This window comes from Bradyrhizobium sp. NAS80.1, assembly GCF_001908205.1.
Lineage (GTDB): Bacteria > Pseudomonadota > Alphaproteobacteria > Rhizobiales > Xanthobacteraceae > Bradyrhizobium.
Window position 1 is genome coordinate 1 of the sequence record NZ_LGHL01000134.1, and the last position, 26,462, is coordinate 26,462.

Here is a 26,462-nt window from a genome sequence, read left to right on the forward strand (position 1 = left end):
CTCCAATGAGGTCCCGATGATAGTCCACATCGGCAGACGGACATTCCTCGGCGCGTTGGGCCGCGCGGCAGCCACATGCCCTTCGCGCCATTTCGTTGCCACGCAATAAGCTGGTCGGTTTCGGGGAAGAGCAGACATCGAACGGCACGCAAAACCTGTAGCGTCGGTCGAAAGTGACCCACAAGAGACATTGACCGGATCGAAATCCTGCAGTGCACAGGCTCCCGCCGCATCGCGGATCGTGCTATCGCTTAGACGAATTACAGCGGGGGGCGGCCGCCGCCCTACCTCGATTCAGAACAATTAAGGTCTAGCCCAAGGACCTGACAGCCTGTTGGTGGCATGCTGAACATGCCGTAGACCGGCGGCCGCTGGCCGTGGGGTGATTTTTTGGTGGCGCCTACCCGAAGGGGAGGAAGCCCCATGTTCGACATCAGACGGCGGAAATTCATCACGCTCATCGGCAGCGCGGCCGCATGGCCGCTCGCGGGCCACGCGCAGCAGGTCGGCAAGCTATGGCGGATTGGTTACCTCGCGGAATCTCGGCGCCAAGTCGACGAGATATTCCGCCGATCCCTGCGCAAGCTCGGTTACATCGAGGGTTCCAACCTCACAATGATTTATCGGTGGGCGCAGGGCGGCAGCTTTGAACCGCTGGCCGATGACCTCGTGGCGCAAGACGTTGACCTGATCGTTGCGGTCACCTCGCCGGCGACACGCGCGGTGAAGGAGCGGACCACGCGGATTCCTATTGTCATTGTCGGCGTAGGAGATCCTGTAGCCTACGGCTTCGTCCGAAGTCTTGCTCACCCAGGGGGAAATATCACCGGCATGTCGATGCAAATGTCAGAGATCGGCGTCAAGGGGTTACAGTATATGAAGGAAATGCTCCCAATGGCGGCCAGGGTGGTGGTGCTTGGCAATGAGCAAAATCCAGGCAACGCTTCCATGCTGACCAGTGTTGTGGGTGCCGCCTCACTCCTGGGGATCGCCGAGACAAAGTACCATGAGGTGATGTCGGGCGACGTCGCGGGCACGCTCACCGCGATCCTGCGGGACCAGCCCGACGTGCTTTACGTAGTCCCCGATAACTTCCTCTACATGCACCGCCGGCAAATCATCGATTTCACGCTGACCAATCGGATCCCCGCCTTGTACGGGTTGAAGGAGTACGTTCCGGACGGAGGGTTGATTGCGGTCGGTCCAAACCGGGAGGAGGCGTTCAGCCGCGCTGCCGAGATCGTTGACAAGATCTTGAAAGGCGCCAAGCCCGCAGACGTTCCGGTCGAACAACCCACGAGATTCGAGCTTCTCATCAATCTCAAGACTGCCAAGGCGCTTGGGGTGGTCGTCCCTGACTACTTAATCACGATCGCCGACGAGGTGATCAAATAGAGATGTTGTTTGCTGCACCGCATGAGTCCGAGTCTGGCCCATCGCGTCGGTTCGCTGCTAAGCAACAATACGTCGGCTATTGAAGGCACAGCGGACTCTGACAAGCCGTCAGCTCGGCGCGTTGATGGGTTCACGGCCTAGCGCGAACGATTATCCCAATCCTGTACGCGTCCATTCTACACTCCTAAATCATTGCTCGCGGTGTGCCGTACATCCGGGCTCCGACCACGAGCCGCGGCGACGGGGGACGAACGTCGCGCGCGATTGGAAGATGGAGGCGGCGTTCTCTCCTCCGCCGCCTCCAGGCCGTGTCCGACGTCCACGGCAACCGGGCGCGATCCAAGGAGCATCCAAAAAATCGCGCTCGATCTCTTCATCACGCCACCACACCGGCTTCGTTGCGCCAGTTCTTGCCGTCCCAAGTCAAGAGATGGCTAATGGTGGTGTCCCAATATTTAACGCCGGCATGCAGCGGATAGGCGCCGGTGGTTGCACTGTGACGAGTTGCGGTCGGACCCGACACCGCAACGAAGCTCCATCCATTGGCCTGCAGCACATTGGCATCAAAGTCGGGCACGTCTTGCGCTCCGGCTGTTGGATCGTAGGTGCGGCCGTTGGCGGTGATCTTGGTGCCGGTGGCGGGCGGGATGAGACGGTGCATCGCCATAGGTTTTTCCTTCCCGGTCTAGACGGCGGTGTACCGAAGCTCGTCCACGCGCGCCTGAACGCGCTCGGAAAGCTTTTTATCGCGACGAAGAACCTCGGCGACGATGACGGATATGATTTCCTTTTGCGCAAGCTGCTCCTCCGCGCTGAACGCGGCGTTGAAGTGCGCCGACGTCGCTAGCGCCGCCTGTCGGAGACCGGCCGGCAGATCGGATAGCAAGGTGTTGACGCCATGGATCGATAATGCGTCGTTGCCCTCATCGATCGAGATTAAGAGAGCACCGTGCTCGACCGTGACGACGGAGCCGAATTCGGTACGCGAACGCGGGTCCGGGTTGCCGACACTGTGAGGCTCGCGCTGCATCTGGGCGGCGAGACCCTTGCGGAGCAGATCGGAGTCGCTCGGCGTCCTCTTCTTGGCCTGGGCCGCGGCGATGTTCGCCTTGCGCAACGGGGTGACGTCGTCGTTGCGAGTCCGGTACATTTTATCGAGATGATCAGGACCATGCATGTCAGTATTCCTTCGATGGGATGACGTTTGCTCTGCCGGACGCACAATCGACGATGGAGCGCCAAGGTTTGCCTGGATCTGACAACTCCCGCAGCACCTCTACGCGCGAGGTGCCGAGACATTCGGCGATCTCATGCAGCGTCATGCCTTTCTTGCGGAGGTCGTAGGCGTTCATTGCGAATCCTCCAACCTATCAAGCTCTGCGTTCAGCTCGGCGATCTTCGCGCGGTGGCGCTCGACGGCCTGCCATTCGCCAGCATCATCGTGCATTCGCATCCATCGCAGATGCTGATCGATGTCGAGTCGCAGACGGTAGATTTGCCTGTCTGTCTCTGTGAGAAGAGCTGGCATCACGTCACCTTTTCGTTGTCGGTCTTGGCGGTGCCGGAGATCGGCACGCGACCGGTGGCGGTCTTCACCGCCAACACCGACGCCATGGGATCAAGGCTCGCCTCTTCTCCGATGCGCTCGCGGGCTTCGTTGACGCTCATCACGCCGCTGTCGACGTATGAGGTCAGAACCGAGGCTTGCTTCTCGGCGTCGATGTCATCTTCCTCAACCCATGCAAACTCGATGTCGTTGGAATTGAATTCGCGCTCTACGATCTCGTTGAACAAATCTGCGGCCCACTGCATGAGGGGCTGGAGACCTTCCTTCTCAGCCTGCTCTTCGTGCTGCTCGGCGGTGGCGCGGTTGACTTGGTGAATGAAGGCCGTCGCGGGATAGCTGAAGGCGAAGGCGATGACGCGGCAAAGCCACTCGTCGAACTCTGATTTCAACGGCGGCTCATGCAAGGGGGTATAGGCGCCCTTGGCGCCCGGCACGAAGCGTATCTGGTTGCGCTTGCCGAGGTTGCCGGCAAAGAGGTTATCCCAATAGTCTTGCAGCCGCTGAACCTGATCCGGTGTCCATGACTCCGGCAACGCGAATAATCCGGCCGGCACGTTGCCTTCACGATAGTATTCGAGCTGAGAGAACTGCCGCCGCATTGCGGTGTTGACCGTTGCGACAATCTGCTCGACCGGGGAGAAGCCGTAGACCTTGTGAGACCGCGGATTCATCGGACGTTGGTATATGTCGCGTGCTGTGTAGTCGACCGCGGGCAGACCTTTCAGGATTTGCTGGTAGGCCGGTGGCCAGATAAGACCGCCCTCGACCTTCCATCCGAGAGAAGTGAAGTTGTCACGGTTGACCTCGGTGCCACTCCACATAAACGGCGCCCCTGTCCACGGCAGAGGCCGAGGGGTACGACCTTTCTCGTCGATCACGCGCTTGATCAGGCCGCCATCCATCGGCTGGAGACCGACGAGCTGACCGCCAAAGGTGCGCTCGCAAAAGAGAGTCGGAGCATCGATGACGAGGAGATCTTCGAGAAGCTGCCGTAGCCATGGCCGAAACGGCTGATCGTAATCCGGTCTCCGCAGGAATGTGGAGATGTCCTCAATTCGACTGCGCACCGATGCTGGCAGTGCCGACACTTTAGGACGCTTGCCCGGACCATCATGTTTCGCGCGGATCGACCACGGCATACGGCATAGTTGATCCTTGCGGCGCTCGATGATCAGCCTCAAGGGGTCATAGGCATCGGCGAAGGCTCGCAGCGCGTTGAAGTCGACTGGCTCCTGAAAGCGCGGCTGTGTCGTTAAATTGTAACCGGGAATGAAATCGAATCTGCGGCCCTCGACCTCCGGAGGCGCCACCGGCCGCATCGGCTGCAGCGGCGAGAACCAATCGGCACCGGTCCCAGGCGCTGTGCTTGTCGTCGGGGATGACGACAGATCGAGACCGCGCCCGCGCGGCGTGTCGACAATTGTCTTTTTGACGTCGTCGGTCATGACCTAGTACCCCACCGCCGAATAACGCCAGTAGAGAGATCGCTTCTCGATGCGGTCGATCTCGGCGAGCGCGTCCCAATACGCGCGTTGCGCCTTCATCGACGCCACCATCTCCACGATCTTTGCTAGCGCTGGGGTTGCTATGCCGTACTCGGCGCGCATTTCCTCGACGATGCGCTGAGCCGCGATCTTGTCGAGCGGATCGGCCTTGGCGATGGTGCTGCCGGCGTGTTTCGCCAGCACGGCACCGAGGCGACGCCCATGGCGCGCGGTGAGATCGTCACGCTCGGTGAGCATCGCCTTCGCCAGCGCGTACCGGCGCGGGATTGCGGCCTCATCGTCGCGCCACTGCTTCTCAGCAGCCGCGCGCTTGCGGGCGATCGCCTCAGGCGTTGTGTATAGCATGATGCAGTTTCCTTCCCGACCGGCGATCATCGTGGCGATGTTCATCGCGGGGCCCTCCCGATCGCGCGTAGCGTTTCCATCGCCGAGCTGTTGCGCCACGCCAACCACTCGGCGCCAGTCTGTGGCATGCGCGACTCCGCCTCGCGCTGATCAGCGGCGGCGTTGATGATGTCCGACGCCCTGATGCCGACGAGGTTGTCGCCGGGTTGATACCTCTCGATCTTCGCGCGCTCCTGTAGCTTCTCTAGAAGCGGCAGATTGGCCTCGCGGAACGGGCTGACCGGCGAGGCCAGCGCATCGAGCGCGTCTGATGGTGTCATCCAGGCAACGACCTGATCGCCATCTAGCTGCGTCATGTAGCTGCAGCCGCGGACATACAGATGCGAGGTCGCGAACGGGATGACGACGCGCACGAAGCCATCGGACGCGCGGCGCTGCCATCCCTGCATGATCGCCTCGCCGCTGAACTGCTGCTGCAGCGTCGGCGGCACGGTCTGGGTGATGGCCTCGCTTTGGCGCCTGTAGTGCTCCAACACGCCGGCGAAGGGGATAGGCGCCGCGACCGCGAGCAATGCGGCGACACCTGCGACGACGTTCGCACGGTCCTCATGACCGCGAGCATCAACACGGTCGCGGCCGCTTGTGCCCGGCCTGCGCTCCAGCGCGGCGAACTCGGCGATCACCTCCGATAGATCCAGTAACCGGATGGTGCCGCTGGTCAGCAGCGGCAGGGTTGCAAGATAACAGCCAGACTTGTCCAGCTCCGAGATACGATGACCGATGCCATGTCTCGCCAGCTCGGCGCGAACGAAGCCGCTGCTGAATCCGTCGGTGACGACCTCGTTGCAACCATAGGCCTTTGCGATTGCCGCAACCTCGGCTGTGACGGCACTTGCATTGAATGGCGGAAACCAGCAAGCAACATGATCGATGATGACGCCGCCGTTCTCGACGTGGCCGACGCCAGCGGCGTAGCGGTCACCGTCGCCGCTCGACGCGATGCCGCTGCTGGCATCGGCGAACATCGCATATTCGACGTTCGGAATGCGCGGCCGTGTCGTCACCCCTTGGTCGACAGCCTGCATCAGCAACTCGCGGCTGATAAAGCCTGTGACGTCCGTCCGGAAGGCTCCGCCGTACTCGGCCGAGGCCCGCACCGCATCGCGCGCATATTCCGCGGCGACGAAGTCGGCGGACACTGCCGGATTCATCTCCTGCGTCGACGCCTTCCAAACCAGAGTCGGACTGTCCTTGCCGTAGTGGGCCACGAAATCGTCATGTAAGACGCCCTTGCGAGCATAGGGCGATGACGCCTTGATCATGATGGCGCCGGGGATCGTCGCCATCGATGGTCGCAACGCTGCGATCACCTCGACGTCGGGCGAAGCGCCGGCCTCGTCGACGGTCCAGAACGCCAACTCATCCGCCAGCGCCGCGATCACGGTGCGGCCGCGTATCGTTTTGAAATTCGGGGTCAGCACCTCAATGTTGATGCCGTTCGCCAGCTCCAGCAACTCGGCAGTGTCGCGTGTCACCAGACCGTCGAACACGGCCAGCATCTCGCGAAGATAGCCGAGCACGACCGATGCCTGTTTCTTGTCGGCCGCAACAATGATGATCGTCCCTGCTTCACCGCCGGTGAGATGCGGCGACCAGTCGATAAACACGGCGAGGAAAGCCGCGATCAGGGCCAGGATCAGCGATTTTCCACCGCGCCTCCCGATGATCAGCGTGCAGTCGCGGTAGCCGCCAGCGGCCGGCATCATGCGGCCGGTGTGCTTCTGGAATGTCACAAGCTGGTCTGGCGCCAGCGGCAGGCCGAACAGCACGGCAAGGAAGGCGAACCATGCCTGCCACGACTCGACATCCTTGAACCATGGCCCCCAGATTTCCGGGTCATGGCAGGCATCAATAATCGTGGCCTTGATGGTCGGTGCGCGGGTCATGTCGCCGCTCCACCGTACTTCTCGCGAAGCGCCGCGATCTTGTCGGGCTTCGCCGCGGGTGCTGCCGGCTCCGGCTTCAGTCCGCTCGCCCGCATGAGCTGGGCAACCAGCTTCCGTTCGGCTTCATCATTGCGGCCATCGGCGCGGAGACGTCTCGCCCGTACCGCCGTCGCCGAGATGGTCTCGATCGCGATCAGGTCGGTGGCCGTCGCCGGCCGTCCGAGATCCCGGAGAAGGCCGGCCTCGATCTCGCGCCGCTCGGCCTCGGCCTCTGCGGCCAGCTCGCGACGTCTCGCCCGGCCAGTAGATGGGTTGGCACAAATTCCGCTCATGTCGCGCATCAGAATCGCACGACAAACGGATTTAATATCCGATATTCTGTAATATTCTACAATATATTCCGTGCGTTATGGCTTCATGTCACGCGCATGTCGCGTATAGCACTCAAAATTGCGGCTATTGAAAAACCATCCCCTGCCAACGGAATCCGTTGAAAAATCCCCCTTGAGATCGCGGATCGCCTCGGCCAGCCGTTGGCGTCGTCCTCGTGCTAATCAAGCCGCGACGCTGATGCGCGGTTTACCGGGGGAGGGGGCATAAAACAGACTGGCGGTCGGAAAATATCCTCGGGTTCGCGTGCTTGTGGCTGAGACAATTCATCCGCATTTCAATGTTCCGTGGTCATTCCAGAACTTGTGAGCGGAACATGACCAAATGGCAGTGCAAGTAAGGGCGCTTTTGTCGTGACCACCAAGGATACCGCTCCCGGTCTCGCACCCGGTGCAACACAAATATCCGTTGCCGCAATTGTCGTACTTGTCCTTGCAAGTTATGCCATTGCTGATCACGCTGTCGTTGCGGCAATCATGGTCCATGACCGCGCACTTGTCGCATGAGCCGCTGTAGCTTCCGGTTGGCAAAGCGCACTTCCCTTGAGCTGAAGCGGAAGACGAAGTGATTATCGTCGCTACTCCAAAGGCCGCAGCAAGTACTACACGCATGGGGAGCCTCCAGTTTCCTCTTGGCACCCATAGATTGTAGCAGGCGACGGGTTTCACAGAAATGGCCTCTCCCAGACGTGAAAACCGCTGATGATCCGGGACGACGCGCGCAGCACCAAGCGAGCACGTTGTCCCGGCCGTGTCTCGATAGATCCGGGCCGGGACCTCGCTGCGCGCGGCCTCGTGGCCGTGCTCGGTGTCCCGGTTCTAGAACGGGCAATCGTCGTCATCGATCGGCGGGGTCTCGACCAGCTCGCCGTCGACGACCTGGAACATCGTCGACGACCTGACGACATCGCCGTTCGACAAATGCAGGACGGTGCCGTCGGCGTCCCGCTGGAGACGGATGACGAAGTCGCTGTTCACGGCGCCGTCGACGGTCTGGAGCCACTTGGTCATGGGCGACTCCACGTCGACACCACGTTACGGCCTTTCATCACCGAGATCTTGAGGATGCCGAAGCGCTCGAAGTCGATGCCGGCGAGGTCGACGCTCGGCTGCATCAGTGGTGGCACTTTTATTCCGTCACGCTTCCTATTCTTACTTAAGGAGCGTGACGCATTTTCGGTGCCATTCTGCGCCAAGGTCCCGAGCGCCTTGTGCCGCTGATAGGTCCGCTTGCTGTTGTATCCCGCGGCCTTCCATGCAGGGATTTCCAGCCTCGGCCGGCCCGGCGGGCGACCGCTGCTGTTCTTGGCGCGGCTCTTGCGAGCGCGGGCCGCGGCCTTCGCCTTCGCGATGCCGAGCCGCATCTCGTAGTTCCGATCGTCGCTGGCACCGACGAACCACAGGGAGAGGGTTTGGCGGTCGCGCACGGTAATGCCAAGCGTCACGGCGCTATCGTCGTGCGACCAGCGTTTGTTGGATGTCTTGGTCTCGTCGACGAGCTGATCGAGCTCGGCGCCAGTCAGCCATGGCGCCCAGCGCCGACACCACCGGCGGACGGAACGTATCGGATTGACGGGATCTGCCAGCCAGGCATGGTCGGCGCCCCACCGCAGAGTGCCATACGCGCTCGGCGGCAGCATGCTCCATCCGCGATGAGCAAACCATTTGCGCGCGTCGGAGAGACGGCCGCGGGCGATCAATTTGCCTTTGTCGTCGGCGGGCTCTTGCGTGCCGTTATGATGCGCTTTATCTAGGGGAGTAGAGGTTGCTTGGCGGCGCCTCGATATGCTTAGTGATTTGGCGGCGGCTTCATTTTTTTGAAGTCTGCCGCCTTTCCGTTTTGGCGGCATCGTCCTGTTTCCTATCGGGTAGTCTGAGGATCATGGTGGTCATGGGTCTGGTCTCCTTAGATTGAGCCGGTGCTGCGAATACTGGCCCTGTAATGCGCGCTGCGAACGCGCAATTCCTTAGGTGGTGATTACGGTCAGCCATCGCCAGCGCGCTTGCGCGTCTTGACGTAGATGCACGACGACGAAAGCAAGAACGGCGACCAGATCGACTCCGGTATGGCGGCGCGCATCGCGGCGAGGTCGAGTCGCTCGTTGATCCTGGTCTCAATCTCGACCGTGAAGTCGTCGCCGTCGAGCGGCAACGCACCGGAGATCAGGCCGGCGCGAAGCTCGGCTTCCTCGACCTTCAACTCGGCGATGCGCTCGCGGAGGTCGTGGAGGCGATCGGGGGCCTTGGTCATGCGACCTCCCGAACGATCAGCCTCGCGACACCGGCCTCTCCGAGCAGTGGCGTCAGCGCCTCGCGCGGCGTGCTGATAATCGAGCCGCCATCCTTGCGGTGCTCCAACCTGCCGCAATTGATCGCATGAAAAACCTCGCGCTCGGAGGTTCCGCGCACCTCGGCGATGGCCTTCGCTCCCCGCAACGGTTCATCGAGGTCGTAAATCTTGTTGCGCAATTTGATGGTTGTCATCCTTATCTCCGTGCTGTTCCGGAGATTGGAAGACGCTCCGGCTGATCGCCGGATATGAAAACTACACACAAATAGTGCCGAGGCCACAATAACCGAGTCCAAGCAAGTTATGAGTTTGCTTGGACAGAACGCGGGGCTGCTATTTGCGCCTGTAATTCTTCAAGCTCGTCTGCACCTCACTGCGGGGGACATCAAAGTGTTCCATGGCCCTTGCTATCAGCGCCTCGCGCTTCGTACCGGGATTTTCGCGCTCGCCCTTCAGGACGTATTCGGCGACGAGCTGCCGCCGGTCCTCCGCCAGCAACTCATCCATCCGCTTTTTCCGCGGCTTGATGCGGCCCATCAGGAGATCCGCCGCCAGCTTTTGTTCCTCGACCGTGGCGTGGCCGGCACTGAGGCGGCGATCCAGGAGACTGGTGTCGCCTTCCAACCCGAGTTCGATGCTCTGGCGCGCGCGTAGAAAACCCGCCCAGCATCCAGGCTGCTTATCCATTTGAAAGTTCCAGCGCTACGAATCTTGGCGGCAATCATAGATTGGGAATGTTTGGCATAGATAAACACAATCTGGTTACGCGTGTTGACCAACGGACTTTTTTGCAACATGATGCGACATGGTTCCTTGAAGGGGGGTCCCCATGTCAATACGCAAGCGGGAGTGGAAGACTGCAAGCGGTGAGGACCGGCAGGCCTGGGTTGTGGACTACACCTCGAAGGGCAAGCGCCACCTCCGGACCTTCAACAAGAAGAAGGAGGCCGAGACTTTCGAGACCGAGATGCGTGGCGAGGTGAGGGACGGCACTCACACACCAAGGAACAAGAGTCTCACGGTCTCGCAAGCCGGCGAGAACTGGATCTCGGCGAGCGAGACCGCCGGTCTGGAGCGGACCACGATCGACGGCTATCGGCAGCACCTCGATCTCCACATCTCGCCCTTCGTCGGTAACGATAAGCTCGCCGATCTAGCGGTGGCCGATGTGCGCGCGCTCGAGGACAAGCTCGCCGCGGAAGGTCGATCGAAGGGATTGATCCGAAAGGTCCGCGTCTCTCTTGGCAGCATCCTTGCCGACGCGCAGGAGCGGGGCCACGTTGCGCGCAATGTGGTGCGCGAGCTTGGCCGTAGCCGCCGGAAGGGCAAGGAGAAGCGCGCCGAGGGCCGCCAGAAGGGCAAGCTCCGGGTGGGCGTCGACATCCCATCGCCCGCCGAAATCGCGCTGATCATCGCGGCCATGCCGGCGGACGGCAAATGGCGGTCATTTTTCCTTGTCGCCATCTTCACCGGCCTGCGCGCCAGCGAGCTTCGCGGTCTCCGCTGGCAAGACGTGAACCTGAAGAAGGGCGAGATCAGCGTTACCCAGCGTGTTGATGCGTACCAGGAGGCCGGAGCGCCGAAGTCGGAGTCGGGACACCGTATCATCCCCATGCCTCCTAACGTTGTCGCTTCCTTGAAGGCCTGGAAGCTCGCCTGCCCAAAGGGCGATCTCGATCTCGTCTTTCCCTCTGACGACGGGACGGCGCCGATGTGGCACGCCAACATCATCAACCGGGCATGGTGCCCGTTGCAGATCGCTGCCGGTGTCTCGGTCCAGGTCCGGGACGAGAACGGCAAGCTTGTCCGCGACGATGAAGGCAAGCCGGTGATGCAGGCCAAGTACACCGGCTTGCATGCGTTGCGGCACTTCTACGCGAGCTGGTGCATCAACTCCCGGGAGGACGGCGGCTTAGGGCTGTCCGCCAAGGTGCTCCAGGAACGGCTCGGTCACGCCACGATTCAGCTCACCCTGGACACCTACAGCCATCTGTTCCCGCGCGGGGATGACAGTGCCAAACTCGCCGATGCTGAAAGCCGGCTGTTCGGGAATGCGACATAAACGCGACATGCAAGCACTAATACGAGATAAATCTGCATAGAAACAAACAGTTAAGTGAAATCGACAAACTGCCTCTGACTCTGTTTGTCTTGGTTCGAATCCAGGTTCCCCAGCCAGTTCTAAGGCGCTCTTCCCAGGTCGCCCGGGCGTTTTCCCCGGACAAGATTGCCGCCATCGCCATCCGAACAGCACGGCGCCGTGGTTTGACGTGCCATTCTTCGCGACGGTTTGCCTCATCTGAAAAACGCCAACGCGGGTCGGATCGCCACGCGCCGGATCGTCCTTGGGACACAGAACCCAAGGAGATCCGTGATGCCCTATGTCGATGGTTTCGTGCTGGCGGTGCCGAAGGACAAGATCGAGGCCTACAAGGCGCTGGCACGAACGGCCTGTGCTGTGTGGATGGAGCACGGCGCGCTCGACTATGTCGAATGCATCGGTGACGACGTTCCCTATGGCGAGCTGACGTCGTTTCCGCGTGCAGTGATGGCGAAGGAGGATGAGGTCGTGGTGTTCTCCTGGATCGTGTACCGCGACCGGGAGACTCGCGATGCCGTCAACAAGAAGGTGATGGCAGATGCGCGGTTCGAGGGCGCCGACATGCCCTTCGACGGCAAGCGCATGATCTACGGCGGCTTCACTACGCTGCTGAGGGCGAGCGACGTGACCGGGTGACCGCGGCGACTGTCGGCAGTAAATGGCGCAGCTTGTTGGCCGGATGGAGCGCAAGCGAAATCCGGGTCCGCGCCGTTCCGCATCTCTCTCCAGCTCCACGCAGGCTGCGAGTCTCTGCCTTGCCCGCCTTATTGCGGAATGAACGACGCAAGATAGAACGCCGGCGTGTTCGCTGCTTGTTTATGCAGCATCGTGGCAATCCGTCTCACCTTGCCGGTATTGGGCTGGCATGCCATCCTCTCGTCCGCCAGGCATAACCAAACGGAAGCGGGCGCCCGCCACAGCTTCCAAAAAACCTTGGTCGGGGAAACCCTTTGGGAGGTCGGATTTCATGAATTTGAAGCACGTCACCGGGCTGCTTTGCGCGGCCGCGATGTCGTTTGCGCTCGGCTCGGGCGCGCAGGCGCAGGACAAGGTCGTCAAGATCGGCGTGATCATGCCGATGTCCGGGGGCACCGCCTCGATCGGGGCTCATGCCAAGGCGGCCCTCGACGTCGCCACCGACATCATCAACAACGCTCATCCCGAGCTCGGCAATTTCCCGTTGGCCAAGAACGCCGGCCTTGCTGGCCTCGGCGGTGCCAAGGTCGAGGTGGTCATCGCCGATAATCAGGGCAACCCCGCAACCGGCCAGAACCAGGCGCTGCGCCTGATCACGGAAGAGAAGGTAGCGGCCGTGTTCGGCGCCTATCAGTCCGGCATCACCCTGACCTCGAGCGCGATCGCCGAGAAATACGGCGTGCCCTATCTGAATTCCGAGTCGGTCGCCGCCAATCTCACCGAGCGCGGCTTCAAATGGTTCTTCCGCACCACGCCGATCGCGACCGATTTCGCCAAGATCTATGTCGACTTCCTCGCCGACATCAAGGCGCAGGGCGCCAAGACCGACAGCGTCGCGCTGGTCCATGACAACACCGAATACGGCACCTCGGTCGCCAACACGATCGCCGGTGCCTTCAAGGAGAAGGGCCAGCCGATCGCGCTCGACGTCGCCTATCCCGTCAATGCGACCGACGTGCAGGGCCAGGTGCTCCAGCTCAAGGACAAGAAGCCCGACGTCGTCATCATGATCAGCTACACGTCGGACGCGATCCTGTTCGCCAAGACCATGCAGTCGCTCGACTACAAGCCGGCCGTGCTGCTGGCCGACGACGCCGGCTACTCCGATCCGTCCTTCACCAAGGCGGTCGGCAAGATTTCGCAAGGCGTCTTCAATCGCTCGTCCTGGGTCGTGGGCCCGTCGGGCTCGCCGTCCGCCATCATCGCCGGCATGTACAAGAAGAAGAGCGGCGAGGACATGGATGACACGGTCGCGCGGCAGATGCAGGGCTTCTTCGTGCTGGCCGAGGCTATCGACCGCGCCGGCTCGACCGACCCGGCAAAGATCCAGGCCGCGTTGAAGGCGACGGACCTGAAGCCCGATCAGCTCATGATTGGCTACAAGGGTGTGAAGTTCGATGACAAGGGCCAGAACATCCTGGCGTCCGGCGCCATCATCCAGCTTCAGGATGGCGAGAACTATGTCGCGGTGTGGCCAAAGGCCAACGCCGAGAAGGCGCCGGTGCTGCCCTACAACGGCTGGTGAGATTGTTTGAAGGCGGGGCCACATGCCCCGCCTTTTTTGCAATGATTTGATCAGAGCAACGCAGCTCATGTCCTTTGTACTCGTGCAGGCGATCGTCGGCGGGCTTCTGCTTGGTGCAGTCTACGCCTTGTTTTCGTCGGGCCTCACGCTGGTGTGGGGCATGATGAACATCGTCAATTTCGCGCATGGCGATTTCGTCATGCTTGGCATGTACGTCGCCTATGTCGTGTACACCCTGATGGGGGGAGGGCCGATCCTCGGCGCCCCGCTCGCGACGCTGGTGCTCGCGACCGTCGGCGTCGTCGTCTATTTCGCCCTGATCCGCGGCATCATGAAGGGCCCGATGCTGGCGCAGATCCTCGGCACCTTCGGGCTCGCGCTGCTGCTACGCTATTCCGTGTTCTGGTGGTTCGGCGCCAACTTCCTGTCGATGCCGCCAAACATCGTCGGCGGCACGTATGCATTTGCCGGCCTGCGCATCGAGGCCTCGCGGCTTCTTGCCGGCGTCGTCGCGCTGCTGGTGACATTCGGACTGCATCTTCTCCTGACGCGCACCTCGCTCGGCTCGAAGATGCTGGCGGTGGCGGAGGATGCGACGGCCGCCCAGCTCATGGGCATCCGCCCCGACACCATGCAGGCGATCGCCTGGGCGATTGCTGCCGGTGCCACCGGCCTTGCCGGCGCGCTGATTGCGAACTTCTTCTACATCGTGCCGACGGTCGGCGAGACTCTCGGCATCGTCGCCTTCGTCACGGTGTCGCTCGGCGGCTTCGGCAGCGTGCCCGGGGCGCTCGTCGCGGGCCTGTTGATCGGCGTCATCGAGTCGCTCTCGGGCTATCTGATCGGCGCGATCTACAAGGACATCGTCGTCTATCTCCTGTTCCTGTTCTTCCTCTGGTTCCGGCCGCAAGGCCTGATGGGGAAGTCCTGATGGGGAAGATGTGATGCGGCGCCTGATCTGGCTTTCGGTCATCGCAGCGGCCGCGATTGCCTATCCGCTGCTGCTGTCCTCACCGTTCCAGCAGCGCCTGGGTGCGCTGGTGCTGCTCTATGCGATCGCGGCATCCGCGTGGAACATCGTCGGCGGCTATGCCGGCCAGGTTTCGGTCGGCCATGTCGTGTTCTTCGGCTGCGGCGCCTATGCCGCGATGGGCTCCTACGCAAAATTCGGCCTGTCGCCGCTGTTCGGCATTCCCGGCGGGATCGTGCTCGCGGTCGGGCTTGCCGCGATCATCGGCGTGCCGACGCTGCGGCTGTCGGGCCATTACTTCAGCATGGCGACGATCGCGGTGGCCGAGACCATGCGGCTGATCGTCACCAACACCGAATGGCTCGGCGCGGCCGTCGGCCTTTCCGGGCCGACCGTGCCGCGCAACATCTTCGATCTCTCGTTCCTGTCGTCGCTGCCGTACTACTATCTCTTCCTCGTCATCCTCGCGATCACGCTGTTCATCACCTGGTGGATGACCAACAGCCGGATGGGATTTTACCTGCGCGCGATCAGGGATTCCGAGCGCGCCGCGCGCTCGCTCGGCGCGCCTGCCAGCCGTACCAAGCTCTGCGCTTTCATGCTGAGCGCGGCGCTGACCAGCATTGCCGGCGCGCTGTATGCGATGATGTTCGGTTTCGTCGATCCCGAGTCCGGCCTCGGCATCCTGATCTCGGTGAAAATCCTGATCATGGCAGCGCTGGGCGGGGCAGGGCTGCTGTTCGGGCCGCTGGTGGGAGCAGCGATCCTCGTGCCGCTGGAGGAGATTTCCAACAGCTGGCTCGGCGGCAAGGGCGCCGGGCTCACCTTCGTGGTCTATGGCGCGATCATCGTGGTGATCGCGCGCTTCCAGCCGGGCGGCCTGCTCAGCTTGTTCACGCGGCGAAGCAAGCCAAAATCTGACACGGGAGCGGGCCATGCTCCTTGAGGCGCGCGGGATCACAAAGGCGTTCGGCAGCTTCAAGGCGGTCGACGATGCGTCCGTGACGCTGGAGCAGGGTGACATTCTCGGCCTGATCGGGCCGAACGGCGCGGGCAAGTCCACCTTCTTCAATTGCCTCACCGGCGACCTCAAGACCACCTCGGGCTGCGTGCTGTTCGAGGGGAGCGATATCACCGACTTCACGCCGGAGCAGCGCGCCGGGCTTGGACTCGCCCGCACCTTCCAGGTGCCGCAGACCTTTGAGGGCATGACGGTGCTCGAGAACGTCATGATCGGCGCTTTCCTGCGCACCTCGCATCGCACCGAGGCCGAGACCAGGGCGCGTGCGGTGCTGGAGCGCGTCGGCATGAGCCGGCTTGCGGATGCACCGGCGCGCTCGCTTGGCACCCCCGGCCGCAAGCGGCTGGAGATTGCGCGGGCGCTGGCGACCGAGCCAAAGGTGCTGCTGCTCGACGAGGCCATGGCGGGCCTCAACGCCAACGAGGTGAAGCTCGCCATCGATCTCGTGCGCGACATTCATCGCTCCGGCATCACGCTCGTCATCGTCGAGCACATCATGGAAGTAATCATGTCGCTCGCCAGCCGCGTGATGGTGTTCCACCAGGGCAAGGAGATCGCCCGCGGTTCGCCGCGCGAGGTCACTTCAAACCCGGCCGTGATCGCCGCCTATCTCGGCACCCGTGCCGCGAAGGCGGTGGCCGGCCACACACCGGTCGAGCTGATGGGCGGGCCGGACCTATGAGCGGGGCGCTGCTCAGGATCGAACACCTCGAGGTGCGCTACGGCGACCTCATTGGCGTCTCGGACGTATCGCTGGAGGTGCCGGAGGGCAGCGTCGTCGCGCTGCTCGGCTCCAATGGCGGTGGCAAGACCACGACGCTGAATGCGATCGCCGGCCTCATTCCCGTGCATTCCGGATCGATCAATTTCCGCGGCGAGGACATCGTGGGCCAGAAGGCCTTTGCGATCGTACGCAAGGGGCTGGCGCTGTCGCCGGAGGGCTGGCGGCTGTTCGTGCAGCAGAGCGTCGAGAACAATCTGATGCTCGGCGCGACGCCGCTGCACGACAGGTCGCGCCAGACCACGCTGCTCGAGCGCGTCTACGAGATCTTTCCACGGCTGAAGGAGCGCCGCAACCAGCGCGCCGGCACCATGTCCGGCGGCGAGCGGCAGATGCTCGCGGTCGGCCGCGCCCTGATGAGCGATCCGAAACTGCTGATGCTGGATGAGCCATCGCTCGGCCTCGCACCGGCCGTGGTCGAATCCATGTATGAGACGTTTGGCCGCCTCCATCGCGAGGGTCTGACCATCCTGCTCGCCGAGCAGTCGATCGAGCTCGCGCTGGAGGTGTCGGATTTCGCCACTGTGCTCCAGGTCGGCAAGAGCGTGCTCTCCGGCGCGGCGGCAGCGCTCGCAGAGAACCCGCAGGTGCAGAAGGCCTATCTCGGGGTGGGTTGACCGACCTCCGCCTGAAGCAGCAGTAACAGGCAGCCGGCGAGCCGCATCTCCATCTCCTTTGCCCGGAGCGACAATGGCCCGGGATCGTTGAGGATCGCGTTCACCAGCGTGCCCAGCACGACCTGGAAGCCGAAGGCGATGGTACGCGACTTTGCCGCTTTGCGGCCCTTGCCCATGGCCGGGAGCAGGAGAGGGGTGGCGCGCTCGGTGGTGGCGCGGGCGAGGGCCTTAAACGGCGTCCATTTGTCCGGACGGGTGTCGTCGTGCTGAAGCGCGGCGCGCAGCACGCCGTCGTGATTGCGCATCCAGGCGATGACGCCGTTCACGATGATCTGACAGAGCTTGTCGAGGCTAGCATTGTTCGACGCGGTGCTTCCCATCGCCGTAAGGCGCTGCTCGCCATCGCGCGCGGCGAGCGCCATCAGCGCGTTGAAATAGGCCTCCTTGCTCTCGAAGCGGCTGTAGAAGGCGCCGACGGTGGCCCCGACTTCAGCGCAGAGCGTCTCGATCGAGAGTTCGGCAAGGCTCCGGGTGCGCAGCATGTCGGCACCGGCGCGCAGCAGCGCCAGCGTCGTCTCCCGGCTGCGCTTCTGGCGCGACGGGGCGACGCCCGGCAGATCGAAATCACGGAGCTCCGGCTGCTCTGAACGTGGCCGCATCTGCGCTTGCATCCGCCCAATATCATAATCATAATTCGGATTATAATTTAGGGTGAGACAAGCCGGGCGTCAACGTCGCTGGCCCGTCTCGATCAGGGAGGAGCAGATGAGCGCAGGCAGCGGCACGCCGTTCCGCGGCACCGTCGGCAAGACGATTGCAGAGTCAAAGCCTGGTGGCCGGAAGCAATAAAGCCGCCCGAGGGCGCGCCGAACATCCTGGTCGTGCTGTTCGACGACGTCGGCTTCTCCGATTTCGGCTGCTATGGCTCGATGATCAAAACGCCGACCATCGACCGGCTTGCCGCCGAAGGCCTGCGCTATTCCGGCTTCCACACCACGGCGATGTGCTCGACGACGCGGGCGGCGCTGCTCACCGGGCGCAACCATCATTCCGTCGGTGTGGGATGCCTCGCCAACTTCGATTCCGGTTATCCCGGCTACCGCGGCAAGATCGCACGCGAGGCGGGGACGCTCGCCGAGATACTGCGCTCCCACGGCTATCGCAACTACATGGTCGGCAAATGGCACGTCACGCCGCTGACCGAGAGTGGTGCGACCGGCCCGTTCGACGGCTGGCCGCTCGGGCGTGGTTTCGATCGCTTCTACGGCTTCCTCGATGCCGAGACCGACCAGTATGCCCCCGAGCTCGTCTCCGACAACACGCATATCGATCCGTCGGGCACTTATGCTGATGGCTATCATCTGACCGAAGACCTGATCGACCAGTCGATCCGCTTCATCGGCGATCACCTCGCCGATCGTCCTGATGTTCCCTGGCTCACCTGGGTCGCGCTGGGCGCGTGCCATGCGCCGCATCAGGCCCCGGCCGATATCATCAGGAGCTACGACGCCGAATTTGCGCACGGTTGGGACATCGAGCGCGAGCAGCGTCTGGCGCGCCAGAAGGCGATGGGGCTGGTGCCGCAGGACACGCGGATGCCGGCGCGCAACGACGGCGTGAAGGCCTGGGAGGAGCATTCGGCCGACGAGCGCCGTGTCTTCACGCGCCTGCAGGCGGCATTCGCCGGCATGCTCGACCACTCCGATCGCCAGCTGGCGCGCCTCATCTCATTCCTGGAGACGGCCGGCATCCGCGACAACACGGTGATCATCGTGATGTCCGACAACGGCGCGAGCCAGGAGGGCGGGCCGCTGGGCTTCGTCAATGCGATGGGACCGTTCAACTTCAAGCCGGCGCCGATCGCCGAGAAGCTCGCCCGTATCGACGATATCGGCGGGCCCGATACTCACAGCAATTTCCCTCATGGCTGGGCGATGGCCTCGAACACGCCGCTGCGCCGCTACAAGCAGAACACCCATGGCGGCGGCATCCGCGACCCCTTCGTCATTAACTGGCCGAAGAAGATCGCGGGCAGGGGCGAGCTGCGGCACCAGTTCGTGCACGCCTGTGATCTCACGCCGACGCTCCTGGAGCTGATCGGCATCGAGTCGCCCAGCCAGATAGCGGGCTGCCCGCAGATGCCGCTGGAGGGCGAGAGCTTTGCGCGCTCGATCATGGATGCGTCGGCGCCCTCAAAAAGCTCGTCGCAGTATTTCGAGATGTTCGGCCATCGCGGTCTCTGGCATGGCGGATGGAAGGCGGTCGCCTTCCATCCGCCTGGGACGCCGTTCGAGAACGACAAATGGGAGTTGTTTCGCCTCGACGAGGACTTCTCCGAAACCAACGACCTCGCGGCAAAGGAGCCGGAGCGTCTCCACCAGATGGTGGCGATGTGGTGGGCGGAAGCCGAGAAGCACAACGTGCTGCCGCTCGACGATCGCTTCGGGCCGCGCTTTGCCGAGAACGCCGCGCGCTTCCACGGTGCGCGCCATCATTTCGTCTTTCACGCCGGCATGGGGCACGTGCCGACCGACGTTGCGCCGGATGTGCGCAGCCGCAGCTACACGATCGAGGCGCATGTCGAGATCGACGAGACGAGCGCAAACGTTGTGCTGATCTCGCACGGCGATGCGACGTCGGGCTACAGCCTCTACCTCAGCGACGGCCATCTGGTGCACGACCTCAACATCGGCGGCAGCCACCAGATCGTGCGCTCCGACCGCAAGGTGCCATCAGGCGCCCGGCGGCTCGGTGTTCACGTCGAGCGTCTCGTGCGCAAGGAGGCGCCGGCGAAGGGGGCACGCACCGGCGTGTCCGAGTACACGCTGCTGATCGACGGCGAGCCTGTGGGTTCGCTCCAGACCCAGCTTGGCTTCCACACGCTGATCTCGTGGTCCGGCCTCGATATCGGCCGCGATCGCGGCAGCCCCGTCTCGCATTACGAGGCGCCGTTCGAGTTTAGGGGACGGCTGCTGCGCGTTACCGTCACCATGCACGACGATCAAAGGCTCGACGGCGATGCCGTCGGCAACGCGCAGATGGCGCGGCAGTAGGAGAGTCCTTGGCCTTCATGGTTCGAGACGCCCGCGTTCGCGGGCTCCTCACCATGAGGGTCTAAGATCTCGCCGCACAGCAGAACCTCATCCCGAGGAGCCCGCGGAAGCGGTCGTCTCGAAGGATGGCCGCAACCACTCCTCCAGCCGCATTCTCTTGCAAAGGCGGTAGCTCTGCGCCAGCAGGCGAGAGAGACCCGCTACTTGATCTTGTCGTAGGCCGCCGCGAAATCGTTGAGCGGCATCGGGATTGCGATCGTCTCCTTGGCCATGTTCTGGAAGGAGACCTTCAACTGCTTGCCCGACTTCAGTGCCGCAAGCAGATCCGGCGCGATCGGCGTCGAGGCATAGCAGCCGCGATTCTCACAGGTCTGGATCTGGAGGTCTACTGTCTTGCCCTCGTCGACCTGCAGCTTGGCGCCGATGGGAATGTTGAGGCCGAGCGGCAATTGCAGCAACGCCACCGGCGTGCGGGTGTCGGGCGCAATGCGGATGTTGATCAGGACGACGGTCTGACCGGTCTTGGTCAGCACCGCGTTCTGCTCCATCGCGCATTCGAGCGGTGCGTCGCGGCTCACGCTGCTGCAGCGCGCGATCCAGCCGGGCTGCTGTGCCGGAGCGCCTTCTGCCTGTTGGTGCGTCGGGGCAGGTGTGGGCTGCGCGGCCAGGGCAGGGGGAGCGGCGTGCTTCTTGGCGCCCTGCTGGGCATGTGCGGCGCCGGTGGACAACAGGAGAGCAGCGGCGAGGACGACAAGTCTGGATTGCATGAGCATGACGAAACCGCGTTGGCGTGAACCGAGGGCGTCGCTGTAGCGTCGCGGGAGCCGCGGCGCAAGACTACTCGGCGGCTTCCTTGACTGTGCCGTGCTCGGGCGCCTCGTGGCCTTCGCCGTCACCCGAACGGCCCCAGCCCGAGAACCAGTTGTTGAGCTTGTCGAGATAGAGATAGACGACAGGCGTGGTGAACAGCGTCAGCGCCTGGCTGACGATCAGGCCGCCGACCATGGCGTAGCCGAGCGGTTGGCGGATCTCGGCGCCGGTGCCGTGGCCGAGCATCAGCGGCACGCCGCCGAGCAGCGCGGCCATCGTCGTCATCATGATCGGGCGGAAGCGCAGCAACGCGGCCTGGCGGATCGATTCTTCAGGCGTCTTGTGCTCGTCACGCTCGGCCGCGATGGCGAAGTCGACCATCATGATGCCGTTCTTCTTCACGATTCCGATCAGGAGGATGATGCCGATCAGCGCGATCAGGCTGAAGTCGAAACCGGCCGCCATCAGGATCAGAAGCGCGCCCACGCCGGCCGAGGGTAGGGTCGACAGAATCGTGATCGGATGGATGTAGCTCTCGTAGAGAATGCCGAGGATCAGATAGACCACGACGAGGGCTGCGAGGATCAGCAGCGGCACGGTGCCGAGCGACTGCTGGAAGGCCTGCGCGGTGCCCTGGAAGCTCGAGTTCAGCGTCGGCGGCGCACCGAGATCGGCCATCGCCTTCTGCACAGCCTCCGTCGCCTGGCCGAGCGCGACGCCTTGCGCGAGGTTGAAGCTGATCGTGATCGCCGGAAATTGACCCTGGTGGCTGATCGAAAGCGGGCGGACCGGATCGGTGGTCCAGGTCGCAAAGGTCGACAGCGGCACCTGGTCGCCGGTCAGCGGTGATTTCAGATAGAGCTTGTTCAGGCTGTCGAGATTGCCCTGCATCTCCGGCAGGATTTCGAGGATCACCTTGTAGGTGTTGAGCTGGGTGAAATACTGCGTGACCTGCCGCTGCCCGAAGGCGTCATACAGCGTGTCGTCGATCAGCTGCGGCTGGATGCCGTAGCGCGATGCGGTGTCGCGGTTGATCTTGAGCTGGACCGTGGTGCCCTGCGTCTGCTGGTCGGTGGCGACGTCGCGCAGCTGCGGCAGCGTCTGCATCTTGGCGAGGATCTTGGGCGCCCAGTCGTTGAGCTCGGCAAGATCGGCGTCCTGCAGCGTGAATTCGAACTGCGTGCGCGTCGGCCGGCCGCCGAGCCGGACGTCCTGGGCCGCCTGCATGTAGAGGCGGGCACCGGAAACCTTCTCTAGTTTGGGACGCAACCGGGCAATGATCTCCTGCGCCGATGCCTTGCGATCGTTACGCGGTTTAAGGGTGATGAACATGTTGCCGTTGTTGCCGGCGCGGCCGCTGCCGCCGATGTTCATCGCGATCGTGGCGACGTCAGGATCGTCCATCACGATCTTGCCGAGCTCGACCTGACGCCGCTGCATCTCGGCGAACGAGATGTCCTGGGAGGCTTCGGACGTCGCGGTGATCAGGCCGACGTCCTGCTGCGGGAAGAAGCCCTTCGGGATCAGAACGAACAGGTAGATCGACAGGCCCAGCGTGGCGAAGAAGATCGCGAGCGTGGTGCGCCGCCAGGCCAGGGCGTGGTCGAGAATATATTCGTAGCCGCGCAGCATCCCGTCGAAGGCGCGCTCGCTCCACTGGTAGAACTTGCCGTGGGTCACCTCGCCATGGGCGCGCAGGAAGCGCGAGGCCATCATCGGCGTCAGCGTCAGCGACACGAACATCGAGACGAAGATCGTCATCGCCAGCACGACGGCGAATTCGCGGAACAGGCGCCCGATGATGCCGCCCATCAGCAGCAGCGGAATCAGCACGGCGACCAGCGAGACACTGATCGACACGATGGTGAAGCCGATTTCCTTGGAGCCCTTGAAGGCGGCGGCGAGGGGAGATTCGCCTTCCTCGATGTAACGCGTGATGTTCTCGAGCATCACGATGGCGTCGTCGACGACGAATCCGACCGCGATGGTGAGTGCCATCAGCGACAGATTGTCGAGCGAATAGCCGAACACCCACATCAGCGCGCACGCGCCCAATAGCGCCAGCGGAACCGTGACGGTGGGAATGACTGTCGCCCAAAAACTGCGCAGGAAGAGGAAGATGACCATGACCACGAGGGCGATGGTCAGGAGCAGCGTGAACTGGACGTCTTCGACCGCGGCGCGGATGGTCGTGGTGCGGTCGCTGATCACCTCGATCTTGATCGCGGGCGGGATCGCCGCCACCAGCCGGGGCAAGGTCGCCTTGATCCGGTCGACGGTCTCGATGACGTTGGCGCCCGGCTGCTTGAACACCACCAGGAACACGCCGCGCTTGCCGTTGGCCCAGGCCGCCTGCTTGGCGTCCTCGGGGCCGCTGACGGCCTGGCCGATGTCGCGGATTCGCAAGGGGCCGCCGTTGCGATAGGCGATGATGACGTCATTCCAGTCCTTGGACTGGGTGAGCTGGTCATTGGCGTAGATCGTGTAGGCACGCTTTTCGCCGTCGATATTGCCCTTGGGGCTGTCGACCGTGGTGATCGCGATCTGGCTGCGCACATCCTCCAGCGACAGCCCCTTGGCGACGAGTTTCGCCGGGTCGATCTGTACGCGGATGGACGGCTTCTGTTGGCCGCCGATGAAGACCTGCGCGACGCCCGAGAGCTGGCTGATCTGCTGGGCGAGCTGGGCGTCGACCGCATCGCTGACGCTGGTCAAAGGCAGCGTATCGGAGGTCGCCGACAACAGCAGGATCGGTGCGTCGGCCGGATTGACCTTGCGGTAGGTCGGCGGCGAGGGCAGGTTCTTCGGCAGTTGGCCGCTAGCGGCGTTGATGGCGCCCTGCACGTCGTTGGCGGCGCCGTCGATGCTGCGGTTGAGGTCGAACTGGATGGTGATCGACGCGGTGCCCAGATAGCTCGTCGAGGTCATCTGGGCGATGCCGGGTATCTGGGCGAACTGGCGCTCCAGCGGCTGCGCCACCGACGAGGCCATCGTCTCCGGGCTGCCGCCCGGCAGGTTGGCCGTGATCTGGATGGTCGGGAAGTCCACCTGTGGCAGCGGCGCGACCGGCAGCAGCGGATAGGCCACGAGACCGACAAAGAGAATGCCGGCCATCAGCAGCGAGGTGCCGATGGGATAACGGATGAAAGGTGCCGAAATCCCGCCCCCGATCATTCCTGTCGTACCTTGTTCTGGCTTGGATTGGAACTTGCCACCGCCGTCGAGACGAGGCTTCCGGGCTGCACCTTGAATTGACCGCCGGTGATCACCTGCTGACCGGGGCTCAGCCCTTCGTCGACGACCGAACGTCCGTCGATGGCGTAGCTGACCTTGATCTTGTGCACTTCGGCCTTGTTGTCCTGATTGACGGTATAAGCGTAGAGCCCGTTGGTCGAATGCTGGACTGCGTCATCCGGAACCACGGTCGCGTCCTTCAGCGTCCGCACCAGGAGGCGTGTCGAAACCGACTGGCCGGGCCAGAGCGCGTGGTCCTTGTTGTCGAACACCGCCTTGAGCCGAATAGTCCCGCTGGTCGTATCGACCTGGTTGTTGATGACTGCGAGCTTGCCCTCGGCCAGCGTCTTCTTGCCGTCGGTGGTGAAGGCGATCACCTTGAGCGCACCGGCCTTCTGACCTTCGCTGATATAGGGGAGCTGGTCTTCGGGAGCGGTGAAGATCACCGCGATGGGCTCGACCTGCGTGATCGTGACGATGCCCGTCTGCGTCACGGCGTTGACAATGTTGCCGATGTCAACCTGGCGCAGGCCCGCGACGCCGGTGATCGGCGCCTTGACCTGGGTGTAGTCGAGCTGGGTCTGCGCGTTGGAGATCGCGGCTTCGTCGGCGGCGATCTGGGCGGTGAGCTGAGCGACGGTGGAGCGCTGGGTGTCGGTTTGCTGCCGCGTCGCGAATTCGCCGAGCTTGGTGTAGCGCTGAAGGTCGAGATTGGCGTTGGCGAGATTCGCCTCGTCCTGCTGCTTCTTGGCCTTGGCCTGGTCAAGCACGGCCTGGAACGGTCGGGGGTCGATCTCGACCAGCAGATCACCCTGTTTGACCATCTGGCCCTCGGTGAAGGCGATCTTGTCGATCTGGCCGTCAACCCGAGTCCGGACTTGTACGGTGTTGAAACCCTGAACCGTGCCGAGGCCTGTCAGAAAAACCGGGAAATCGACCTTCTGGACCGGCGAAACGCTCACGGGAATAGCGGGCGCGTGGGGCGGACCCTTCTGTGCGGTCTGGGCTTTGCCGGCATCGTGCGAGCCGAATTTCTGCCATCCGTAGTAACCCGCGGTGGCCACGGCCGCGATGATCAGAATCCAGAGGATCGGCCGGGACTTTTTCATATCGTCTCGTGTCGGCTCGTATGCCCAAAGCTATGAATTGTGGGGCAATCATAGGGTTCCAGCGCGCTTGTATAATACACGCCAAGTTCCAGTGTAAACAGCACGATAGGTTGAGAAATCTAAACAATTGGAAAGCTTTGCACTGCTTGGACAGCCGTGTAGCACGATGGTGTGCAATGCCGCATTTTCCCGGCGTGAACGATCCGCGTGCAAAGTTTGCACAGTGCTCGCAGCCGGTGTGGGCGGGGTGATCGGATCTTGCCGCAAGGCTCGCTGAACGCGTTGCGAAGAGCTGCGGAATTAGCGCTCGCGAGAACGGTTCTAAATCGCCCGGGCGGCGTTTCGGTTGTCAGGAAAATCGGCATCGTCCATATCGGCGCCGCCACACATGGAGCGCAGGATGGACGAACTGAACGGCAAGCTGATCGCGTGTCAGATTCTGATCACGGGACTTATCGCGCGCGTCGCCAACGAGCAGCGCGATCCCTTGCGCTTCCTCACTGACTTTCGTGACGAGATCAAAGCCGTCGTGAATGGAGTCAACATCGCGGGCATGGAGAGCACCGATCGCGTGCGTGCCGTCGCGCAGAAAACCGTCGATGAATTGTTCTCGCTGATGAAGCCGCCGAGCAGCGACTGATGTTGCGCGCGCAACGCTGATTTAGCGGTATTCTTCGCGCGTGTTTTAGAACGACTCCAATCTCCACTTAGAACGATTTCAAACTACAGTTTAGAATCGTTTTGATCTGGACATATTCAAGGGTTCTTGCGGCTTGCCCGCATTGACCCACTATTTTGCCGCCGATACCAACAGCCCAATCGTTCATCGAAGTGAATGAGCGAACAGGAAGAAAATTTGGGGCTGTAGTGATGGGGCAGGTGGTTGCACCGAAGTCGTTGCGTTCGATCGCGACGTTCGTTCCGATGGATGAAAAGTCCGCGGGTATTTCCGGCAAGAAGGTCTCGGCTGTTGCGAGCTTGATCGCGGTGGCGTCGGTGTCGAGCGCCGAGGCGCAGCAGTCGAACCTGCCGCCGGTGACGGTTGATGCGCCGGTCGTGCGTCCGCGCCCGGTGGCCTCCAAGCCCTCGCCGGAGCAGGTCCGTGCCC

28 protein-coding genes are annotated in these 26,462 nt (G+C 62.7%); 11 read left to right on the forward strand and 17 right to left on the reverse strand.

Annotation, left to right across the window (positions count from 1 at the left end):
* Positions 1 to 423: 423 nt before the first annotated feature.
* Positions 424 to 1,395 (forward strand): ABC transporter substrate-binding protein, encoded by a 972-nt coding sequence (locus tag AC629_RS28565; protein WP_084808205.1) that lies wholly within the window; start codon positions 424 to 426, stop codon positions 1,393 to 1,395.
* Positions 1,396 to 1,771: 376 nt separating this feature from the next.
* On the opposite strand, the gene AC629_RS28570 is transcribed toward AC629_RS28565, so the two are convergent.
* The 13 genes from AC629_RS28570 to AC629_RS28620 form a co-directional block, all read right to left on the reverse strand.
* A complete protein-coding gene (locus AC629_RS28570; RefSeq protein ID WP_084808206.1) occupies positions 1,772 to 2,062 on the reverse strand; it encodes a hypothetical protein in 291 nt (96 codons plus the stop codon).
* Between the two features lie 18 nt (positions 2,063 to 2,080).
* The gene (locus AC629_RS28575; protein ID WP_143199511.1) at positions 2,081 to 2,512 is read right to left on the reverse strand and encodes a hypothetical protein; all 432 of its coding nucleotides are present in this window, start codon (positions 2,510 to 2,512) and stop codon (positions 2,081 to 2,083) included.
* A 61-nt stretch (positions 2,513 to 2,573) separates the two neighbouring features.
* Entirely contained in the window at positions 2,574 to 2,747 is a 174-nt protein-coding gene (locus tag AC629_RS47135) for a hypothetical protein (RefSeq protein ID WP_168195603.1), read from the reverse strand.
* A complete protein-coding gene (locus tag AC629_RS45715; protein ID WP_143199512.1) occupies positions 2,744 to 2,923 on the reverse strand; it encodes a hypothetical protein in 180 nt (59 codons plus the stop codon). The genes AC629_RS47135 and AC629_RS45715 overlap by 4 nt, the downstream gene beginning before the upstream one ends.
* Positions 2,923 to 4,407: a phage portal protein gene (locus tag AC629_RS28580; RefSeq protein ID WP_084808208.1), complete on the reverse strand. Its 1,485-nt coding sequence runs from the start codon at positions 4,405 to 4,407 to the stop codon at positions 2,923 to 2,925. Before AC629_RS28580 ends, AC629_RS45715 begins: the two co-directional genes overlap by 1 nt.
* Before the next feature lie 3 nt (positions 4,408 to 4,410).
* Positions 4,411 to 4,857 carry a hypothetical protein gene (locus tag AC629_RS28585; RefSeq protein ID WP_084808209.1) on the reverse strand — a complete coding sequence of 149 codons (447 nt, stop codon included), beginning with the start codon at positions 4,855 to 4,857 and terminating at the stop codon, positions 4,411 to 4,413.
* Positions 4,854 to 6,758 (reverse strand): terminase large subunit domain-containing protein, encoded by a 1,905-nt coding sequence (locus AC629_RS28590; RefSeq protein WP_084808210.1) that lies wholly within the window; start codon positions 6,756 to 6,758, stop codon positions 4,854 to 4,856. The genes AC629_RS28585 and AC629_RS28590 overlap by 4 nt, the downstream gene beginning before the upstream one ends.
* Positions 6,755 to 7,090 carry a hypothetical protein gene (locus AC629_RS28595; RefSeq protein WP_143199513.1) on the reverse strand — a complete coding sequence of 112 codons (336 nt, stop codon included), beginning with the start codon at positions 7,088 to 7,090 and terminating at the stop codon, positions 6,755 to 6,757. Before AC629_RS28595 ends, AC629_RS28590 begins: the two co-directional genes overlap by 4 nt.
* An 876-nt stretch (positions 7,091 to 7,966) precedes the next feature.
* A complete protein-coding gene (locus tag AC629_RS28600; RefSeq protein WP_143199514.1) occupies positions 7,967 to 8,158 on the reverse strand; it encodes a hypothetical protein in 192 nt (63 codons plus the stop codon).
* Complete coding sequence (locus AC629_RS28605; RefSeq protein WP_143199515.1) at positions 8,155 to 8,997, reverse strand: hypothetical protein; 843 nt, start codon at positions 8,995 to 8,997, stop codon at positions 8,155 to 8,157. Before AC629_RS28605 ends, AC629_RS28600 begins: the two co-directional genes overlap by 4 nt.
* 134 nt (positions 8,998 to 9,131) lie before the next feature.
* Entirely contained in the window at positions 9,132 to 9,398 is a 267-nt protein-coding gene (locus AC629_RS28610) for a hypothetical protein (RefSeq protein WP_084808214.1), read from the reverse strand.
* Positions 9,395 to 9,631 carry a hypothetical protein gene (locus AC629_RS28615; RefSeq protein ID WP_084808215.1) on the reverse strand — a complete coding sequence of 79 codons (237 nt, stop codon included), beginning with the start codon at positions 9,629 to 9,631 and terminating at the stop codon, positions 9,395 to 9,397. Before AC629_RS28615 ends, AC629_RS28610 begins: the two co-directional genes overlap by 4 nt.
* Before the next feature lie 139 nt (positions 9,632 to 9,770).
* Positions 9,771 to 10,061, reverse strand: coding sequence for a hypothetical protein (locus tag AC629_RS28620; protein ID WP_168195604.1), 291 nt, complete (start codon positions 10,059 to 10,061; stop codon positions 9,771 to 9,773).
* Between the two features lie 205 nt (positions 10,062 to 10,266).
* Here AC629_RS28620 and AC629_RS28625 point away from each other — a divergent pair, with 205 nt between their 5' ends.
* From AC629_RS28625 to AC629_RS28655, 7 genes are all read left to right on the forward strand, one after another.
* Positions 10,267 to 11,499, forward strand: a complete 1,233-nt coding sequence (locus AC629_RS28625) for a site-specific integrase (RefSeq protein ID WP_084808217.1) — start codon at positions 10,267 to 10,269, stop codon at positions 11,497 to 11,499.
* A 312-nt stretch (positions 11,500 to 11,811) separates the two neighbouring features.
* On the forward strand, positions 11,812 to 12,174 hold the full coding sequence (locus AC629_RS28630) for a DUF1428 domain-containing protein (protein ID WP_084808218.1): 363 nt from the start codon (positions 11,812 to 11,814) through the stop codon (positions 12,172 to 12,174).
* A gap of 331 nt (positions 12,175 to 12,505) precedes the next feature.
* The gene (locus AC629_RS28635; RefSeq protein WP_084808219.1) at positions 12,506 to 13,759 is read left to right on the forward strand and encodes an ABC transporter substrate-binding protein; all 1,254 of its coding nucleotides are present in this window, start codon (positions 12,506 to 12,508) and stop codon (positions 13,757 to 13,759) included.
* A 67-nt stretch (positions 13,760 to 13,826) separates the two neighbouring features.
* Positions 13,827 to 14,690, forward strand: coding sequence for a branched-chain amino acid ABC transporter permease (locus AC629_RS28640; RefSeq protein ID WP_084808226.1), 864 nt, complete (start codon positions 13,827 to 13,829; stop codon positions 14,688 to 14,690).
* 13 nt (positions 14,691 to 14,703) lie between these two features.
* Positions 14,704 to 15,675, forward strand: a complete 972-nt coding sequence (locus AC629_RS28645) for a branched-chain amino acid ABC transporter permease (RefSeq protein WP_084808220.1) — start codon at positions 14,704 to 14,706, stop codon at positions 15,673 to 15,675.
* Complete coding sequence (locus AC629_RS28650) at positions 15,665 to 16,432, forward strand: ABC transporter ATP-binding protein (protein WP_084808221.1); 768 nt, start codon at positions 15,665 to 15,667, stop codon at positions 16,430 to 16,432. Before AC629_RS28645 ends, AC629_RS28650 begins: the two co-directional genes overlap by 11 nt.
* A complete protein-coding gene (locus tag AC629_RS28655) occupies positions 16,429 to 17,148 on the forward strand; it encodes an ABC transporter ATP-binding protein (protein ID WP_084808222.1) in 720 nt (239 codons plus the stop codon). The genes AC629_RS28650 and AC629_RS28655 overlap by 4 nt, the downstream gene beginning before the upstream one ends.
* Here the strand turns inward: AC629_RS28655 and AC629_RS28660 are convergent.
* On the reverse strand, positions 17,130 to 17,819 hold the full coding sequence (locus tag AC629_RS28660) for a TetR/AcrR family transcriptional regulator (protein WP_143199517.1): 690 nt from the start codon (positions 17,817 to 17,819) through the stop codon (positions 17,130 to 17,132). The two genes, AC629_RS28655 and AC629_RS28660, sit on opposite strands and share 19 nt — an antisense overlap.
* Positions 17,820 to 18,029: 210 nt before the next feature.
* Here AC629_RS28660 and AC629_RS28665 point away from each other — a divergent pair, with 210 nt between their 5' ends.
* Positions 18,030 to 20,201, forward strand: coding sequence for an arylsulfatase (locus AC629_RS28665; RefSeq protein ID WP_245332028.1), 2,172 nt, complete (start codon positions 18,030 to 18,032; stop codon positions 20,199 to 20,201).
* A gap of 200 nt (positions 20,202 to 20,401) precedes the next feature.
* Here AC629_RS28665 and AC629_RS28670 read toward each other — a convergent pair whose 3' ends face one another.
* From AC629_RS28670 to AC629_RS28680, 3 genes are all read right to left on the reverse strand, one after another.
* Positions 20,402 to 20,974 carry an invasion associated locus B family protein gene (locus AC629_RS28670; protein ID WP_084808223.1) on the reverse strand — a complete coding sequence of 191 codons (573 nt, stop codon included), beginning with the start codon at positions 20,972 to 20,974 and terminating at the stop codon, positions 20,402 to 20,404.
* Between the two features lie 64 nt (positions 20,975 to 21,038).
* On the reverse strand, positions 21,039 to 24,185 hold the full coding sequence (locus tag AC629_RS28675) for a multidrug efflux RND transporter permease subunit (protein WP_084808224.1): 3,147 nt from the start codon (positions 24,183 to 24,185) through the stop codon (positions 21,039 to 21,041).
* Complete coding sequence (locus tag AC629_RS28680; protein ID WP_084808225.1) at positions 24,182 to 25,354, reverse strand: efflux RND transporter periplasmic adaptor subunit; 1,173 nt, start codon at positions 25,352 to 25,354, stop codon at positions 24,182 to 24,184. Before AC629_RS28680 ends, AC629_RS28675 begins: the two co-directional genes overlap by 4 nt.
* Positions 25,355 to 25,754: 400 nt before the next feature.
* On the opposite strand from AC629_RS28680, the gene AC629_RS28685 reads away from it, so the two are divergent.
* Both AC629_RS28685 and AC629_RS47830 read left to right on the forward strand, forming a co-directional pair.
* On the forward strand, positions 25,755 to 25,994 hold the full coding sequence (locus AC629_RS28685; RefSeq protein ID WP_084808228.1) for a hypothetical protein: 240 nt from the start codon (positions 25,755 to 25,757) through the stop codon (positions 25,992 to 25,994).
* Between the two features lie 230 nt (positions 25,995 to 26,224).
* The coding region (locus AC629_RS47830; protein WP_143199519.1) for a hypothetical protein at positions 26,225 to 26,462 on the forward strand (238 nt) is incomplete at its 3' end.